This window comes from Pseudomonas sp. Irchel s3b6 (assembly GCF_900187415.1).
Classification (GTDB): Bacteria; Pseudomonadota; Gammaproteobacteria; order Pseudomonadales; family Pseudomonadaceae; genus Aquipseudomonas.
Window position 1 is genome coordinate 60,230 of record NZ_FYDM01000011.1, and the last position, 14,616, is coordinate 74,845.

Below are 14,616 nucleotides of genomic sequence, written 5' to 3' on the forward strand. Positions count from 1 at the left end.
GTCTGCTTGCAAGTAATGTCTGGAGCCCAGGGTGTTTGCCCGGGTGTGCTAACCCACAACAATAAAAAGAGAGTCTTATGCACGTCATACGTTCTGTCCGTATTGTTCAGTTGTCTGGTCTGGCCGGGGTCATGGGGGTGTGTGCTCCGGCTTCAGCCGCATTCCTGGATGACAGCAAGGCCAGTGTGGATACCCGAAACTTCTACATGAACCGGGACTTCCGCCAGTCAGGCGCCCCCCAAAGCAAGGGCGAGGAATGGGCGCAGGGTTTCATTCTGCGCTACGAGTCCGGTTTCACCGAAGGCCCCGTGGGTGTGGGGGTCGATGCCCTCGGACTGCTGGGGATCAAGCTCGATTCGAGCCCCGATCGCGCCGGTGTCACGGGTTTGCTGCCACAGGGTCCAACATCGAAAAGGGCACCGGACGACTACAGCGAACTGGGCCTGACCGGCAAGCTGCGGGTCTCCAAGTCGACCCTCAAGCTGGGCACCCTGATTCCCAAGTTGCCGGTCTTGCAGCCCAACGATTCGCGCCTGTTGCCCCAGACGTTCCAGGGCGGTTTGTTGAACTCGATGGACCTGGAAAACTTCACGTTCAACGGCGGTCGCCTGACCCAGGTCAGCCAGCGCAACTCGTCAAACCGCGAAGACATGACAATCATGAAGGGGCCGCGCCGTAACATCGTCACCGGGGCCAATGCCACCACCGACGAGTTCGACTTCATCGGTGGCGATTACAAATGGAACAGTGCGCTCACCACCGGCTATCACTATGCGAACCTGGACGGCCTGTACAAGCAGAACTACCTGACGCTGACCCACGTGTTGCCGGTGGCGGAGGGGCAGTCGCTGAAATCCGACCTGCGCTGGGCCGATTCGACCGACGACGGCAACAGCAACGTCGACAACCGTATGCTCGGCGCCATGTTCACCTACTCATTGGGGGCCCATGCCTTTGGCCTCACCTATCAGAAAATGAGTGGCGATACCGGGTTTGCCAACGTCAACGGCGCCGACCCCTACCTGGTCAACCTGGTGCAGATCAACGATTTCGCCAACCAGGACGAGCGCTCCTGGCAAGCCCGTTACGACTTCAACTTTGCCGGTCTCGGCATTCCCGGCCTGACCTTCATGACCCGTTACGTGAAGGGTGACCAGATCAATCTGGGCGCGGCGCCAGGCGACGGCAAGGAGTGGGAGCGCAACACCGACATCGGCTACGTGATCCAGAGTGGTCCGATGAAAAACGTGGGCTTGAAATGGCGCAATGCGACGTATCGCACCAGCTTCGCCAGCGACATCGACGAGAACCGTTTGATCGTCAGCTACAGCCTGCCACTCTGGTAAGCGCGAACAGGCCGGCAGGTTACTTCAGGTACCAGCCCCACGGCTGGTCACTGATGTACTCGGTCACCTGCTTGACCTCCAGGTAGTTGTGCAACCCCCACTGGCCCAGTTCCCGGCCTATGCCGCTGTGTTTCATGCCGCCCCAGGGCGCTTCGACAAAGGTCGGCTGCGAGCAGTTGACCCAGACAATGCCGGCCCGTAGCTGGTTGGCGATGCGTGTGGTGCGCTGCGGGTCGGCGCTCATGACGGCGGCGGCGAGACCGAATCGGCTGGCGTTGGCCATCTGCACGGCCTGGTCTTCAGTCTTGAAACGCTTGATGCACAGCACTGGGCCGAATACTTCTTCGCGCCAGAGGATGCTGCTGTGTCCAGGCTCATCGAAGATCGCCGGCTCCACGAAATAGCCCTGGGGCAGGTGGGCCGGACGGCGGCCACCGGTCAACAGCTGGGCTCCACTGGCCAGCCCCTGGTCGATGAACCCCAGCACCTTGTCGTACTGGCTTTGACTCACCAGCGGACCCAGCAGTACGCCGGGCTGCAGGCCCGGGCCGATGGTGATCTTGCGCGTTTCCTCCACCAGTCGTTCGATCAGTCGCGCAGCGATGCGCTCTTGCACCAGCAAGCGTGACGTGGCGCTGCACACCTGGCCCTGGTTCCAGAAGATCCCGAACAGAATCCATTCCACGGCCGCCTCGACATCGGCATCGTCGAACACGATGAACGCCGACTTCCCTCCGAGTTCCAGGCTGATGTTCTTGATGTCTCGGGCAGCCGCCGACATGATTTTCGCCCCGGTCGGCACACTGCCGGTAAAGGCCAGCTTGTCCACACCGGGGTGTTCGGTCAGTGGGCTGCCGGCCTCGGCGCCAAGGCCGGTGACCAGGTTCAGCACGCCGGCGGGCAGGCCGATGCGATCAGCGGCGGCGGCCAGTTCCAGGGCGGTCAAGGGCGTCAGTTCGGACGGTTTCAACACCACCGTGGCACCGGCGGCCAGGGCCGGCGCGACCTTCCAGGCGGCCATCAACAGCGGGTAGTTCCACGGGATGATCTGTCCCGCTACGCCAATTGGCTCGTGACGGATGCGGCACCGGAAGCGGGCATCCGGCAGGGCCAGCGGCTGGTCCTGGCGTTCGTCCAGTTCACGGGCAAGGCCGGCGTAGTAACGAAAGCAGCCAATCGCATCGCCGATGTCCCATTGCGCTTCGGGCAGCGGTTTGCCGTTGTCCCGCACTTCCAGTTCGGCCAGTGCCGGCTGGCCACTTTCCAGTTCATCGGCCAGCGCCTCCAGCCACTGCGCACGCTCGGCGCCCGAGGTCCGGCCCCAGCCGTTGTCGAACGCGCGTCGGGCCGCCCGCACAGCGTGGTCGATGTCTTCCTCGGTGCCTGCCGCCACTTGATGAAAGGCCTGTCCGGTGGCCGGGTCGATGACCTCCAGGTAACCGCCCAGGTCCGGGCTGACCCATTCGCCGTTGATGTAGAGCTGATCATGCATGGTGAGACTCCTGGCCGCCGGCGCGACGGTTTTGCAGGTAGCGGGAAGTGAACAGCAGGGCCAGCGAGACACAGATGATCACGGTCGAGACCGCGTTGATCTCTGGCGTCACGCCACGGCGGATCGAGGAAAAGATGTAGATCGGCAAGGTCGTTTCGGACCCGGCGACGAAGAAGGCGATGATGAAATCGTCGAAGCTGAAGGTGAACGCCAGCAGGAAGCCGGCCATGATGGCCGGGCTGATCTGCGGCAGGGTCACCCGCCAGAAGGTGGCCATGGGCGGCGCGTACAGGTCGGCCGAGGCTTCCTGCAAGGCCTTGTCCAGGGAGTCGACGCGGCTGCGCACAATAACCATCACCAGGGCCATGGTGAACAGCGAGTGGGCGGCGATCACGGTGAAAAAGCCCATGTTCAACCGGGGCACATCCGGCAGCCAGCGGGCCAGCAGCGGGTTGATCAGGTCGAACAGGCTGATGAAGGCGATCAGCGTCGAGATGCCGATGACGATGCCGGGGATGATGATCGCGCAGTAGGTCAGGGCATCGAACAACAGGCGCACTTTGCGCCCGGCCCGTTGCAGGCCGAACACCGCCAGGGTGCCGAACAGGGTGGCCAGCACCGCCGAACAGAAGGCAATGAACGCACTGTGCCCCAGCGCTTCCATGATGAACGGGTTGCCGAAGGCGCGGCCGAACCATTGCACCGAGCAGCATTCGAAGGCCAGGCCACTGCGCCCGGCGTTGAAGCTGAACAGCACGATCAGGGCAATGGGGGCGTAGAGGAACAGGTACAGCGAAGTGGAATAACTGCGCAGCCACATGTCACAGGCCTCCGTCGGCAGGGCGGCTGCCGTAGCGCGCCACCAGCTTCAAATACAGGCCGATGATCACCAGCATCATCGCCACCAGGGTCATCGCCAGCGCGCTGCCGAACGGCCAGTTGCGCGATTGCAGGAACAGGTCGACCAGCGCATTGCCGACAAAGAACACCTTGCCGCCGCCGAGAATGGCCGGGATCAGGAACTCGCCCATCAGCAGGATGAACACCAGCATCACCCCGGTGATGATTCCCGGCGCGGACAGCGGCAGGGTGATCCGCCGAAAGCTTTCGAAGGCACTGGCACCGAGGTCGGCGGAGGCTTCGAGCAGGCGTTTGTCGAGTTTTTCCAGGCTGACGTAGATCGGGAAGACCATCAGCGGCAGGTAGCCGTAGACGATGCCGATCAGCACCGCCCACGGCGTGTTGATCAACCGCACGTCCTCAAGGCCCAGGCTGGCCAGCAGCGCCGGAATCCCCTTGCCGCTGAGGATGAAGATCCAGGCATAGGTGCGGATCAGGAAGCTGGTCCAGAACGGCACGATGACCAGCGTCAGCAACAGCGAGCGGTTCCGGCTGACCTTGACCGCCAGGAAGTACGCCAGCGGGTAGGCCGCCACCAGGCACACCAGGGTGCCCAGCGGCGCCAACAACAAGGTGTTGCCGAACGCCGCGGCCCGCGAGCCAAGGTTCAGGTAGTTGCCCAGGGTGAAGCCGCCGTCATACCCGCCGACGGCGCTGCGCTCACCGAAGCTGAACACCAGGATAATCACCAATGGCATCAGCAACAGCAGCAGGAACCACAGGGTCGAGGGCAACAGCATCAGCAGGGTGATCCGCCGACCGAGGCTGCGCCGTGGGCGAGCCCCGGCGGACAGGGCATTGCCCGGCAGCACCGTCTGCGGGTGGGTGGCGGCATTCATGGGCGACTCCTCGTGGGCCATGGCAAAGCGATCAGGCGGACTTGAAGCGGGCCATCAGCTCGGCACGCGCAGGGCTGGTGAGTGTCGCGGCGGCACCGAACTCCAGGGGGCTCAAGGCTTCGGCAGCCGGGTACATGATCGGATCGTCGAGCATGGCGACCGGCAGCAGGGCATCCACACGCTTGTCACCGCTGGGGTAGCCGTGGCTCAACACTTCCAGCTTGTTGTGCTGCGGGTCCATCAGGTAGTTGATGAAGGCATAGGCCGCGTCCTTGTGCTCCGAGCTTTTGGGGATGGCGAAGAAGTCGCTCCACAGTTCGCCGCCTTCCTTGCCCAGCTCGAACTGCATCTGCGGGTTGTCGCGGTGCAATTGCGAGGCATCGCCGGTCCAGCACATGGCCAGCCAGGCGTCGCCGCTGCGCATCGAGGGCTGGATGTCGGAGTTGATGGCGAACAGGTGGGGCTTGACCTGGATCAGCAGCTTTTCCGCCTCGGCCAGTTCTTTCGGGTCCAGGGAGTTGAAGCTGTAGCCGAAGCTTTTCAGGGCGTTGCCAATGGCCGTCAATTGGTAGTCGTGCACCATCACCCGGCCGCTGGCGGGCCCCTGGGCGGCTTCCCAGAACTGCTTCCAGCTAGTGGGGCCGTCCTTCAGCTTGCCGCTGTCGTAGAGCATGCCGGTGGTGCCCCAGTTTTTCGGCACCGCATAGACCTTGCCGTCCACCGTGCCTTGGGCCATGAACTTCTGTTGGAAGGCGGCGGCATCGAAGTTGGGAATGCGCGACAGGTCCAGCGGTTCGATCAGGCCCAGGCCGACATAGGTACTGATGGTGTAGTTGGTCGGCACCAGCACGTCCCAGCCACTGCCGCCGGCCTGGAGTTTGGCGAGCATTTCTTCGTTGGAACCGAACACGCTCATGGAGACCCGGGCGCCGGTGGTTTTGGCGAAGGCGTCGAGGTTCTCCTGACTGTGATAGTTCGGCCAAGTGGCCAGGGACAGGCGATCGCCGAGCTTGGTCGACTCGGCCGCCTCGGCGGTTGAGGTCAGCAGGCCCGGCAGGTTGCTGGCGACCACTGCCGCGGCAATGCCCAGGCCCGTGCGGCCGAGGAATTCACGGCGGCTGATCGAGCCGTTCTGCCAGCTGCGCAGGGTTTTGATAAACGTCTTCTGGTCCATGGCACGCTCCACATCCGGTTGATGAAACGAATCGATGATTTACAACGCCATGGCCAAGCCATTGGCGTGATCCCAGCCGACGCTGACCGCAGCGCCGTGTTCGAATACGTTGGCGCCGTGATCCTGCTGGCGCGGCACCCGCACGCAGACCACGCCAAAGGCCCGGGTGCGCACCCGGTATTCGGTGGAGTTGCCCAGGTAGATGCGGTCCTCCACGCAGCCTTGCAGGGTCACTTCGCGGGTCATGTCGGTGTTGGCGCCGGCGATGCTGATCAGCTCCGGGCGCACGGCGATGCAGCCGTCGGCGTCAGCGCTCAGGGGTTTACCGGTGGGTGTCAGCGGGCTGGTCAGCTCCAGGCCCTGGGCGGTGCGCAACACCACCGAGTTGCCGTGCAGCCGGTGTACCGTGCCGTTGAACAGATTCGATTCACCGATAAAGTCGGCCACGTAGCGACTGGCCGGGGCTTCATAGAGTTGTTCGGGGGTGGCGGTCTGGATGATTGAACCGTTGTGCATCACGCTGATGCTGTCGCTCATCGACAACGCTTCTTCCTGGTCGTGGGTGACCAGCACGAAGGTGATGCCGACCTCCCGCTGCAGGCGCAGCAACTCGGACTGCATTTCCTTGCGCAGCTTGCGGTCGAGGGCCGCCAGCGGCTCGTCGAGCAGCAATACCGTGGGCTTGTTGACCAGCGCCCGGGCCAGGGCCACGCGCTGTTGTTGACCGCCGGACAGCTCACTCGGCTTGCGCTGGCCGAAGCCGCTCAGGCGCACCATTTCCAGGGCCTCATCGGCCATGCGCGCCTGGGTGTTCTTGTCCGGCCGTGGAGTGCGATAACGCAGGCCGTAGGCGATGTTCTGGGCCACCGTCAGGTGCGGGAACAGGGCGTAATGCTGGAACACCATGTTCACCGGGCGTTCGAAGGCAGGCACTCCGGCGACGTTTTTACCGGCCAGGCGCACCTCACCGCTGGTGGGCTGCTCGAAGCCGGCGATCATGCGCAGGGTGGTGGTCTTGCCGCAGCCCGAACCGCCAAGGAAGGAATGGAACGAGCCCCGCCGCACGGTGAAGTTCAGGCCATCGACGGCCGGCACCTCGCCATAGCGCTTGACCACATTGCAGAATTCGATATCGCTTGGCTGGCTGTCGTTCACGGTCCGGCTCCCTTGCAGTGATGCATCAGTGCGTCGAGGGCCAAACTAGCAACGGGGGTTTTGCCGTGTATATATCCCTTGGGGGATAGGATAGGGGCAGCTGCAAGCTGCAAGCTGCAAGCTACAAGCCAAAAGCCAAAAGCCAAAAGCCAAAAGCCAAAAGCCAAAAGCCAAAAGCTACAAGCCGATGGCGCGGCTGCGATCTTCTTGCAGCTTGTAGCTTGAAGCTTGCAACTGATCCTCAGTGAGCTCGCGGATGAACAGCCCCAGCAGTTCGGACTGGCTACCGATGCCGAGCTTGGCGTAGATGTTCTTGCGGTGGATCTTCACCGTGCCGGGACTGATGGTCAGTTGTTCGGCCACCGAGGCGCTGGAGTGGCCGCGCAACAGCAGTCGGACAATTTCCTGTTCGCGGCCGGTGAGGGTGTGTGCGCCGAACTGGTCGAAGGCTTCGCGAATCTTGAAGTCCAGGTCCTGGGCCGGGCGCGGCTGCTGGGCCTGGCGTTGGCGCCAGGCTTCTCCGATGACCTGTTCGACCACGGCCTGGGCGCACTCGATCAACTGCATTTCATCGCGGCTGAAGGCGCAGTTGGCGCTGGAGCGCATCAGCGAGAGCACGGCCATGGCGCCGTCGCCCAGGTCGACGAAAAACGCCACTTCTTCGGCCAGGCCGGTTTGCTGGTAATAGGTCAGGTAATACTCGCCGAGGTAGAAATGGTCGGGCGCGAACTGGCGCAGGCGCCACAGGCCAGGTGCCTGCCGGCGGGTGCAGGCGAGGTAGAAGGGGTCGAGCAGATAGGGCCCGCACTGGTAGTCATCGACATACACCGCGCGCTTGTCGGCGGGGAAGGTGTCGAACAAGGCCAGGGGGCGGTGGTTGCCTTCGTAGACGAACAACACGAAATGATCGACCGGGCACACCTGCCGCAACCAGTGGCTCAAGCCCGCCAGCCGTGGGTGCCCGGCGGGCAGGTCCAGCAGATGGGCGACACCGGTGGTCCAGAGTTTCAGTTCCTTGGGGCGCATGGGGGGCTTCGAACGAAATGGAGTCGCCAAGACATGCACAAAATACGCCACGGCAACGGGGGGCCCTTGCTTGACGGATAGAGCAAGGGGGCTTCGGTGTCCGGGCGCACCTGGATGGGGCGCGATGTTACCGACGGCTACAGCCGAGGTATCAGAACTCGGCTGCCGGTTGGCTGAGCACGTTGGCGCACTCCTGGCGAATGCACTCGCGCAACCAGCGGTGGGCGGGATCGGCGTCCATCCGTGGGTGCCAGATCATCGACAGGGTGATCGGGGGCACCGGCAGCGGCAGCACGAAGCTGTACAGGCCGGCACGCAGGTGGTGGGTGTGGCGTTCGGGGACGGTGGCGATCAGGTCCGAAGCCCGCGCCAGTGCCAGCGCGGCCGAAAAGCCACTGACCAGGGTGACAACGTCCCGTGTCAGCCCCAGGGACTGGAATCGCTCGTCAAGCAAGCCCTTGGCCAGGCCCCGGCGTGACACCAGGATGTGCTGGCCGGCCCCATACCGGGCCGGGGTAACTTCGCCCTGGCTCAAGGGGTGGGTGGTGCGCACCACACCAATGAATCGATCCTCGAACAGGGCCCGGCTACGCAGCTCCGGGCTGGTCGACTCGCTGACCACGCCGGTTTCCAGGTCGACGCTGCCGTCGCGCAGCGGCGCGCTGTCCTTGTCGAGTTTCTGCAGGAAAAACAGGCGTACGCCGGGGGCTTCGGCGCGCAGGCGGGCGATCAGGCCGGGGCCGAAATTTTCCACGAAACCGTCGCTGGTGCGCAGGGTGAAGGTGCGAACCAGTTGCCCAAGGTTCAGTTGTTCGGCCGGACGCAGCACCGCTTCGGCGTCGTGCACCAGTTGCCGGACCTGTTCGCGCAAGGCGATGGCACGCGGAGTTGGCACCAGGTTGCGTCCAGCCCTGACCAGCAGCGGGTCGCCGGTGGTGGTGCGCAATCGCGCCAGCGCCCGGCTCATCGCCGATGGGCTCAGGTGCAGCCGCTGGGCCGCGCGCGCAACGCTGCCTTCGGCGAGCAGCGCGTCCAGGGTAATCAGTAAGTTCAGATCGGGCGTCGACATACTTGTACGGTAGCACGGCCTGGTCATGGCATGGCGTCTGGTGCAGGTATTGAGTGCAAATGCTGCGTCTTCCGCCTTGCCAGCAACCGGCATAGGCTCTGGATTACGACTTTTCTGGAGCCACTAACCATGAATGCCATGACCCAGGCCAATACCGCTGAAGGCGCGAAGCCGATACCTGCTGCCCGGTGGGCGCTCGCCAGTCTGTCACTGTCGATGGTGTTGCCGTCACTGGATACCAGCATCGCCCATGCCGGTTTGCCGACCCTGGCCCGGGTGTTCGACGCGTCCTTTGCCCAGGTGCAATGGATTGTCCTGGCCTACCTGCTGGCCATCACTACCTTGATCGTCAGTGTCGGCCGGCTCGGTGATCTGGTAGGGCGCCGGCGCTTGCTGCTGGTTGGGATCGGCATCTTCACCGGCGCTTCACTGGCGTGCGGCCTGGCGTCGACGCTCGGCTGGCTGATTGCTGCCCGCGCCGTGCAGGGCCTTGGTGCCGCGATCATGATGGCCCTGACCGTGGCCTTGGTCGCTGACACCGTGCCCCAGGCCCGAACCGGCAGGGCCATGGGCTTGCTGGGGTCAATGTCGGCGCTCGGTACTACGTTGGGGCCGTCCCTGGGCGGGGTGTTGATCGCCAGTGTCGGCTGGCAGGCGATTTTTCTGATCAACGTGCCGCTGGGCATCATCAGTCTATTGCTTGCCTGGCGATACTTGCCCGTGGACCGTCCACGCACACCACGCAACAAAGCCGCTTTTGATGCCGTAGGCACGCTGGTGCTGGCGCTCACGCTCGCCGCGTATGCGCTGGCCATGACCCTCGGCCAGGGCCACTTCGGCGCGCTCAACGGCATTTTGCTGCTGACGGCCGCTTGTGGCGCCGGGCTCTTTGCCTGGGTCGAGTCACGGGTTGAAGCGCCGCTGGTGTGCCTGGCGCTGTTGCGCAATCGATCCTTGAGCGCGGGCCTTGCCATGAGCCTGCTGGTCTCGACGGTGATCATGTCGACCCTGGTGGTCGGGCCGTTTTACCTCGCCCGTGGGCTGGAGTTCGATGCCCTGACGGTCGGGCTGGTCCTGTCGGCGGGCCCCTGCGTCGCGGCGTTGACCGGGGTGCCGGCTGGCCGCATCGTCGACCGTTTCGGCGCCCGCCGGATGACGGTGCTCGGGCTCGTGTCCATGGCCCTTGGCGCCAGTGGGCTGGCGATGCTGCCGGCCCGCCTGGGGATCGCCGGCTATGTCGTGCCGATGATGGGCCTGACCGCCAGTTATGCGTTATTCCAGACGGCCAACAATACCTTGATCATGGGCGGTGTGAGTGCGCAGCAGCGTGGCGTGATCGCCGGGTTGCTCAGTCTGTCACGCAACCTTGGGTTGATCACCGGGGCGGCATTCATGGGGGCGGTGTTTGCCCTGGGCTCGGGGGTGTCCGACCTGACCAGTGCGCAGCTGCAGGCCATTGGGACCGGCATGCAGATCACCTTTGCGGTTGCCGTCGTGTTGATCATGGTCGCGTTGGTCATTGCCGGTGCCAGTCAGGTGCTGGCGCGGCGCTTCAGGGGCTCGGAGGCAGGAGAGCCGGGGCTGTGACGGAGTTGGAAACGGGCGGGTTGTCATGGGGCGAGGGAGGTGACAGGGTCTTGCGACGGGGCGGCATTGCTCAGGCGACATTGGCCTGAACAGCGGCCATCTGGGCGTCATCCCACAGCACGCGTTCAATGGCGCCGACCATCAGGCTTTCCAGCAGACGGTTGCGTTCCCAGGTTTCCAGCGGGTGCTGCGCCAGCCAGTTGGGCGCGCCGTTGAGCAGGTTGGCGATGGCGTGTCCGGTGGCCTGTGAGCGGAGGTCGGGCAGGCGCTGGGTGGTGCAGAGCAGGCGCATCAAGTGCTGCTCATAGCGTTCCTGCAACTGCTGGACGCGGGCTTGCTGATCCTCGTTCAGGCAACTGCTGTCGCGTTCCACCAAGCGGTAGTGGCAGGGCATCTCCTGATGCAGGCTCAGGTGGGCCTGGATGAGGGCGTGCAGGCTGTCGCGCGAGTCCCGGGGTTGCCGCTCGAGGCGGCTGAGGGTGGTCAGCAGTTCCTCGTAGAACTCCTCGATCAGGTCCAGCAGCAAGTGCTGCTTGCTGGGGAAATGGTGATACAACGAACCTGGGGTAAGCCCCAGGTACGTTGCCAGCTCGCGCATGCCGACCTGGCCGAACCCCTTGCTGGCGAACAGCTCCAGGGCCTTGTCCCGGCTCTCGGCAAAGCGTGAGCAGCGATCAGTCATAGCGATGGAAACCACGACCGGTCTTGCGTCCCAGGTAGCCCGCGGCAACCATTTCCTTGAGCAGCGGCGCAGGGCGGTACTTGCTGTCGTTGAAGCCGTCGTAGAACGCCTGCATGATCGCCAGCAAGGTGTCCAGGCCGATCAGGTCGGCCAGTGCCAGCGGTCCGATGGGCTGGTTGCAACCAAGGCGCATACCGGCATCGATGTCTTCGGCGCTGGCCAGGCCTTCATCGAGCACCTGGATGGCTTCGTTGATCATCGGCACCAGGATCCGGTTCACCACGAAGCCCGGGCGATTGCCGGCGGTGATTGCGGTCTTGCCCAGGGCCTTGGCCATTTCCAGGGCCAGGGCGTGGGTCGCGTCGCTGGTTTGCAGGCCGCGAATCACTTCGATCAGCGCCATGACCGGCACCGGGTTGAAGAAGTGCAGGCCAATGAACCGCCCCGGCTCGCTGACGCTGGCCGCCAACTCGGTGATGGACAGCGACGAGGTGTTGGAGGCAATCACGCAGTCGCTGCTGACCTGGGCGGCGATCTGTTGCAGTACGCGCCGTTTCAGGTCGACGTTCTCGGTGGCGGCCTCGATCACCATTTGCGCACCGTGCAGGCTGCCGTAGTCGGTGTCGGTACGGATCTTGTCCAGGGCCGCGAGTTTCTGGCCTTCGCTCAGCGTGCCCTTGGTCACCTGCCGGTCGAGGTTTTTGCCCACGGTGGCCAGCGCCTTCTGCAAGGCGCTCTCGGAGATGTCCAGCAAGGTCACGTTGAAGCCGGCCAGCGCGCAGACCTGCGCGATGCCGTTGCCCATGGTGCCGGCGCCAATCACGCCGATGTGCTGCAGATTCATGCTCATGTCCTTAAACGCGTTCGAACAGCACGGCAATGCCCTGGCCGCCGCCGATGCACATGGTCGCCAGCGCATAGCGGCCCTGGCTGCGATGCAGTTCGTGGATGGCCTTGGTGGCGATGATCGCGCCGGTTGCACCCACCGGGTGGCCCAGGGAGATACCGGAACCGTTCGGGTTGACCTTCTCCGGGTCGAAGCCCAGTTCCTGGGCAACGGCGCAGGCTTGCGCGGCGAAGGCTTCGTTGGACTCGATCACATCCAGGTCGGCGACGGTCAGGCCGGCGCGCTTGAGCGCCAGGCGGGTGGCGGGAATCGGCCCCAGGCCCATCATCGACGGCTCGACACCCGCGTGGGCATAGCTCACCAGGCGGGCCAGGGGCTTGAGGCCTTGCTCCATCACCATCTTGCCGGTGGCCAGGACCAGCGCGCCGGCGCCGTCGTTCAGGCCGGAGGCGTTGCCTGCGGTGACGCTGCCGTCTTTCTTGAACGCAGGTTTCATGCGCTCCAGTTGCTCCAGGCTGGCATCGGTGCGCACGTGTTCGTCGGTGGCGAAGGTCACCGTGCCTTTGCGGGTGGCGATTTCAATCGGCACGATCTGCCCTTCGAAACGTCCTTCGGCAATGGCTCGGGCAGCACGCTGCTGGCTGACCAGTGCCAGTTGGTCCTGGGCCTGGCGGGTGATGCCGTAGTGTTCGGCGATGTTTTCCGCGGTGATGCCCATGTGAATGCCGGCGAACGGGTCATGCAAGGCGCCGAGCATGTAGTCGACGGCCTGCATGTCGCCCATCCGCGCACCCCAACGTGCCTGCGGCAGGATGTACGCGCCGCGGCTCATGGATTCGACACCACCGGCCAGGGCCGCATCGGCATCGCCGAGCATCAGGCTCTGGGCGGCACTGACAATGGCCTGCAGGCCGGAACCGCACAGGCGGTTGACGTTGAACGCCGGGGTTTCCTTGGTCAGGCCGGCATTGATCGCCACGGCCCGGGACACGTAGGCGTCGCGAGTTTCGGTCGGAATCACATGGCCCATGACCACGTGGCCGATGAGTTCCGGTGCCAGGCCCGAGCGCTCGATGGCGGCACGGCTGACGGCGGTGCCCAGGTCGATGGGCGAAACGTCCTTGAGCGAGCCACCAAAGGCGCCAATGGCAGAACGGACGGCGCTGACTACAAAAATATCGGAAGGGTTCATGGTGGATTCCTCGGTACGTCTTCAATTCGTTGGCTAAACATCGTGGACCGCCAGCCGCTCGCGTACTATGGGCGACGTCTGGCGGGCTGCGCTGCAGTGCCGGTTGATATGGCCGCGAGTCTAGAGTCAGGCACGCCAGTGGCCTATGCCAAAACTGTGCAAGGGTGGTGGCGTTTTTTGCCATGTTTGGATGATGAGCCAGAGAGGAACACATGCGGGAAACGGATTCGGTGGCGGTCTACTTCATGTACCCGATGATCCATGCGCTGCGTGACCAGCCGCAGCGCCTGCGGTCTGTACTCGAAGTCGCCGGCATCGATCCGGCCCTGATCGACCAGCCGGCCGCGCGGGTGCCCGCCAGCGCATTTGCCGCCTTGTGGCTGGCGCAGATCCGCGAATTGAACGACGAATTCTTCGGGCTCGACTCCCACGGCATGCCCCCCGGCAGTTTCGCCTTGATCTGCCGCGCGCTGATCCAGGAGCCGACGCTGGAAAAAGCCATGCGCCAGTGCCTGGTCAACTTCGGCCTGTTCCTGCGTGACTTTCGCGGCACCTTGACGGTGCGCGGCAAGCGCGCGGTGATCAGCGTGCAGACCCAGGCCCGCGACGATGAAGTGGCGCGTTTCGCCGAAGAGACCTTCCTGGTGTTGATGATCAGCCTGCTGTGCTGGCTGGGTGGGCGGCGGATTCCCATCGACCGCGCGGACTTTCGTCATCCGCGTCTGTCCCTGAGTGACGATGCGTTGCTCTGGGGCAACAACCTGACCTTTGGCGCCGAGTGCACCGAAATCGAATTCGACAGCCGCTTTCTGCACTTGCCGGTGGTGCAGGACCTGGCCTCGCTCAAGTCGTTCTTGCGTACCGCGCCGCAATGGCTGGTGATCCGCTTCCGCAATCAGCATGGCCTGGCCTCCCAGGTTCATCAGCGGTTGCGCAACAGCCACTACAGCCAATGGCCGACCTTGCAGGTGTTCGCCGAGGAACAGCACCTGAGCCCCAGTACCGTGCGGCGCAGGCTGGAGCGCGAAGGCGGTTCGTACCAGGAAATCAAGGACGAGGTGCGCCGCGCCGTGGCGATCGAGCAACTGCGCCGGACCCCGGCGAGCATCACCGCGATTGCCGAGCAGATCGGCTTTCAGGAGCCCAGCGCTTTCCATCGTGCCTTCAAGAAGTGGACGGGCGAGAGTCCGGGGCGTTACCGGGCGCGGTTCCAGGGCAAGTCGCCCGACCACGAATGAGTCGGCAAGTCGTCGGGTAAACCCCCATTGAAGGTGCTCGATGCCGGGGTGGATTGCGTACGTGAAATT

13 protein-coding genes are annotated in these 14,616 nt (G+C 64.1%); 3 read left to right on the forward strand and 10 right to left on the reverse strand.

Features of this window, described 5'->3' with window-relative positions; all coding sequences use genetic code 11:
• Positions 1-131: 131 nt before the first annotated feature.
• Positions 132-1,346, forward strand: a complete 1,215-nt coding sequence (locus tag CKW07_RS18120; protein WP_256577067.1) for an OprD family porin — start codon at positions 132-134, stop codon at positions 1,344-1,346.
• Positions 1,347-1,365: 19 nt separating this feature from the next.
• On the opposite strand, the gene CKW07_RS18125 is transcribed toward CKW07_RS18120, so the two are convergent.
• From CKW07_RS18125 to CKW07_RS18155, 7 genes are all read right to left on the reverse strand, one after another.
• Positions 1,366-2,838 (reverse strand): aldehyde dehydrogenase family protein, encoded by a 1,473-nt coding sequence (locus CKW07_RS18125; RefSeq protein WP_095146371.1) that lies wholly within the window; start codon positions 2,836-2,838, stop codon positions 1,366-1,368.
• On the reverse strand, positions 2,831-3,658 hold the full coding sequence (locus CKW07_RS18130) for an ABC transporter permease (protein WP_095146372.1): 828 nt from the start codon (positions 3,656-3,658) through the stop codon (positions 2,831-2,833). Before CKW07_RS18130 ends, CKW07_RS18125 begins: the two co-directional genes overlap by 8 nt.
• Position 3,659: 1 nt before the next feature.
• Positions 3,660-4,577 (reverse strand): ABC transporter permease, encoded by a 918-nt coding sequence (locus CKW07_RS18135; protein WP_095146373.1) that lies wholly within the window; start codon positions 4,575-4,577, stop codon positions 3,660-3,662.
• A gap of 31 nt (positions 4,578-4,608) precedes the next feature.
• Positions 4,609-5,751: a PotD/PotF family extracellular solute-binding protein gene (locus CKW07_RS18140; protein WP_095146374.1), complete on the reverse strand. Its 1,143-nt coding sequence runs from the start codon at positions 5,749-5,751 to the stop codon at positions 4,609-4,611.
• Positions 5,752-5,790: 39 nt separating this feature from the next.
• On the reverse strand, positions 5,791-6,906 hold the full coding sequence (locus tag CKW07_RS18145) for an ABC transporter ATP-binding protein (RefSeq protein WP_095146375.1): 1,116 nt from the start codon (positions 6,904-6,906) through the stop codon (positions 5,791-5,793).
• 177 nt (positions 6,907-7,083) lie between these two features.
• Positions 7,084-7,932 carry a helix-turn-helix transcriptional regulator gene (locus CKW07_RS18150; protein WP_095146376.1) on the reverse strand — a complete coding sequence of 283 codons (849 nt, stop codon included), beginning with the start codon at positions 7,930-7,932 and terminating at the stop codon, positions 7,084-7,086.
• Between the two features lie 151 nt (positions 7,933-8,083).
• Positions 8,084-9,001 carry a LysR family transcriptional regulator gene (locus CKW07_RS18155; protein WP_095146377.1) on the reverse strand — a complete coding sequence of 306 codons (918 nt, stop codon included), beginning with the start codon at positions 8,999-9,001 and terminating at the stop codon, positions 8,084-8,086.
• A gap of 129 nt (positions 9,002-9,130) precedes the next feature.
• Between CKW07_RS18155 and CKW07_RS18160 the strand changes: the two genes are divergently transcribed.
• Positions 9,131-10,588 (forward strand): MFS transporter, encoded by a 1,458-nt coding sequence (locus CKW07_RS18160; RefSeq protein ID WP_371850656.1) that lies wholly within the window; start codon positions 9,131-9,133, stop codon positions 10,586-10,588.
• A gap of 70 nt (positions 10,589-10,658) precedes the next feature.
• On the opposite strand, the gene CKW07_RS18165 is transcribed toward CKW07_RS18160, so the two are convergent.
• From CKW07_RS18165 to CKW07_RS18175, 3 genes are read right to left on the reverse strand one after another with little or no spacing between them, the layout of a single operon-like run.
• Positions 10,659-11,270 (reverse strand): TetR/AcrR family transcriptional regulator, encoded by a 612-nt coding sequence (locus tag CKW07_RS18165; protein ID WP_095146379.1) that lies wholly within the window; start codon positions 11,268-11,270, stop codon positions 10,659-10,661.
• Positions 11,263-12,114 carry a 3-hydroxybutyryl-CoA dehydrogenase gene (locus CKW07_RS18170; protein WP_095146380.1) on the reverse strand — a complete coding sequence of 284 codons (852 nt, stop codon included), beginning with the start codon at positions 12,112-12,114 and terminating at the stop codon, positions 11,263-11,265. The genes CKW07_RS18165 and CKW07_RS18170 overlap by 8 nt, the downstream gene beginning before the upstream one ends.
• A 10-nt stretch (positions 12,115-12,124) precedes the next feature.
• Positions 12,125-13,309: an acetyl-CoA C-acyltransferase family protein gene (locus CKW07_RS18175; protein WP_095146381.1), complete on the reverse strand. Its 1,185-nt coding sequence runs from the start codon at positions 13,307-13,309 to the stop codon at positions 12,125-12,127.
• Between the two features lie 212 nt (positions 13,310-13,521).
• Here CKW07_RS18175 and CKW07_RS18180 point away from each other — a divergent pair, with 212 nt between their 5' ends.
• The gene (locus tag CKW07_RS18180; protein ID WP_095146382.1) at positions 13,522-14,547 is read left to right on the forward strand and encodes an AraC family transcriptional regulator; all 1,026 of its coding nucleotides are present in this window, start codon (positions 13,522-13,524) and stop codon (positions 14,545-14,547) included.
• The last annotated feature ends 69 nt before the right edge of the window (positions 14,548-14,616 follow it).

Coding starts and splice junctions, on each gene's coding strand:
- CKW07_RS18175 (WP_095146381.1), bottom strand. CDS start 13,309: ATGAACCCTTCCGATATTTTTGTAGTCAGCGCCGTCCGTTCTGCCATT.
- CKW07_RS18160 (WP_371850656.1), top strand. CDS start 9,131: ATGAATGCCATGACCCAGGCCAATACCGCTGAAGGCGCGAAGCCGATA.
- CKW07_RS18165 (WP_095146379.1), bottom strand. CDS start 11,270: ATGACTGATCGCTGCTCACGCTTTGCCGAGAGCCGGGACAAGGCCCTG.
- CKW07_RS18135 (WP_095146373.1), bottom strand. CDS start 4,577: ATGAATGCCGCCACCCACCCGCAGACGGTGCTGCCGGGCAATGCCCTG.
- CKW07_RS18120 (WP_256577067.1), top strand. CDS start 132: ATGGGGGTGTGTGCTCCGGCTTCAGCCGCATTCCTGGATGACAGCAAG.
- CKW07_RS18155 (WP_095146377.1), bottom strand. CDS start 9,001: ATGTCGACGCCCGATCTGAACTTACTGATTACCCTGGACGCGCTGCTC.
- CKW07_RS18140 (WP_095146374.1), bottom strand. CDS start 5,751: ATGGACCAGAAGACGTTTATCAAAACCCTGCGCAGCTGGCAGAACGGC.
- CKW07_RS18125 (WP_095146371.1), bottom strand. CDS start 2,838: ATGCATGATCAGCTCTACATCAACGGCGAATGGGTCAGCCCGGACCTG.
- CKW07_RS18170 (WP_095146380.1), bottom strand. CDS start 12,114: ATGAATCTGCAGCACATCGGCGTGATTGGCGCCGGCACCATGGGCAAC.
- CKW07_RS18130 (WP_095146372.1), bottom strand. CDS start 3,658: ATGTGGCTGCGCAGTTATTCCACTTCGCTGTACCTGTTCCTCTACGCC.
- CKW07_RS18180 (WP_095146382.1), top strand. CDS start 13,522: ATGCGGGAAACGGATTCGGTGGCGGTCTACTTCATGTACCCGATGATC.
- CKW07_RS18150 (WP_095146376.1), bottom strand. CDS start 7,932: ATGCGCCCCAAGGAACTGAAACTCTGGACCACCGGTGTCGCCCATCTG.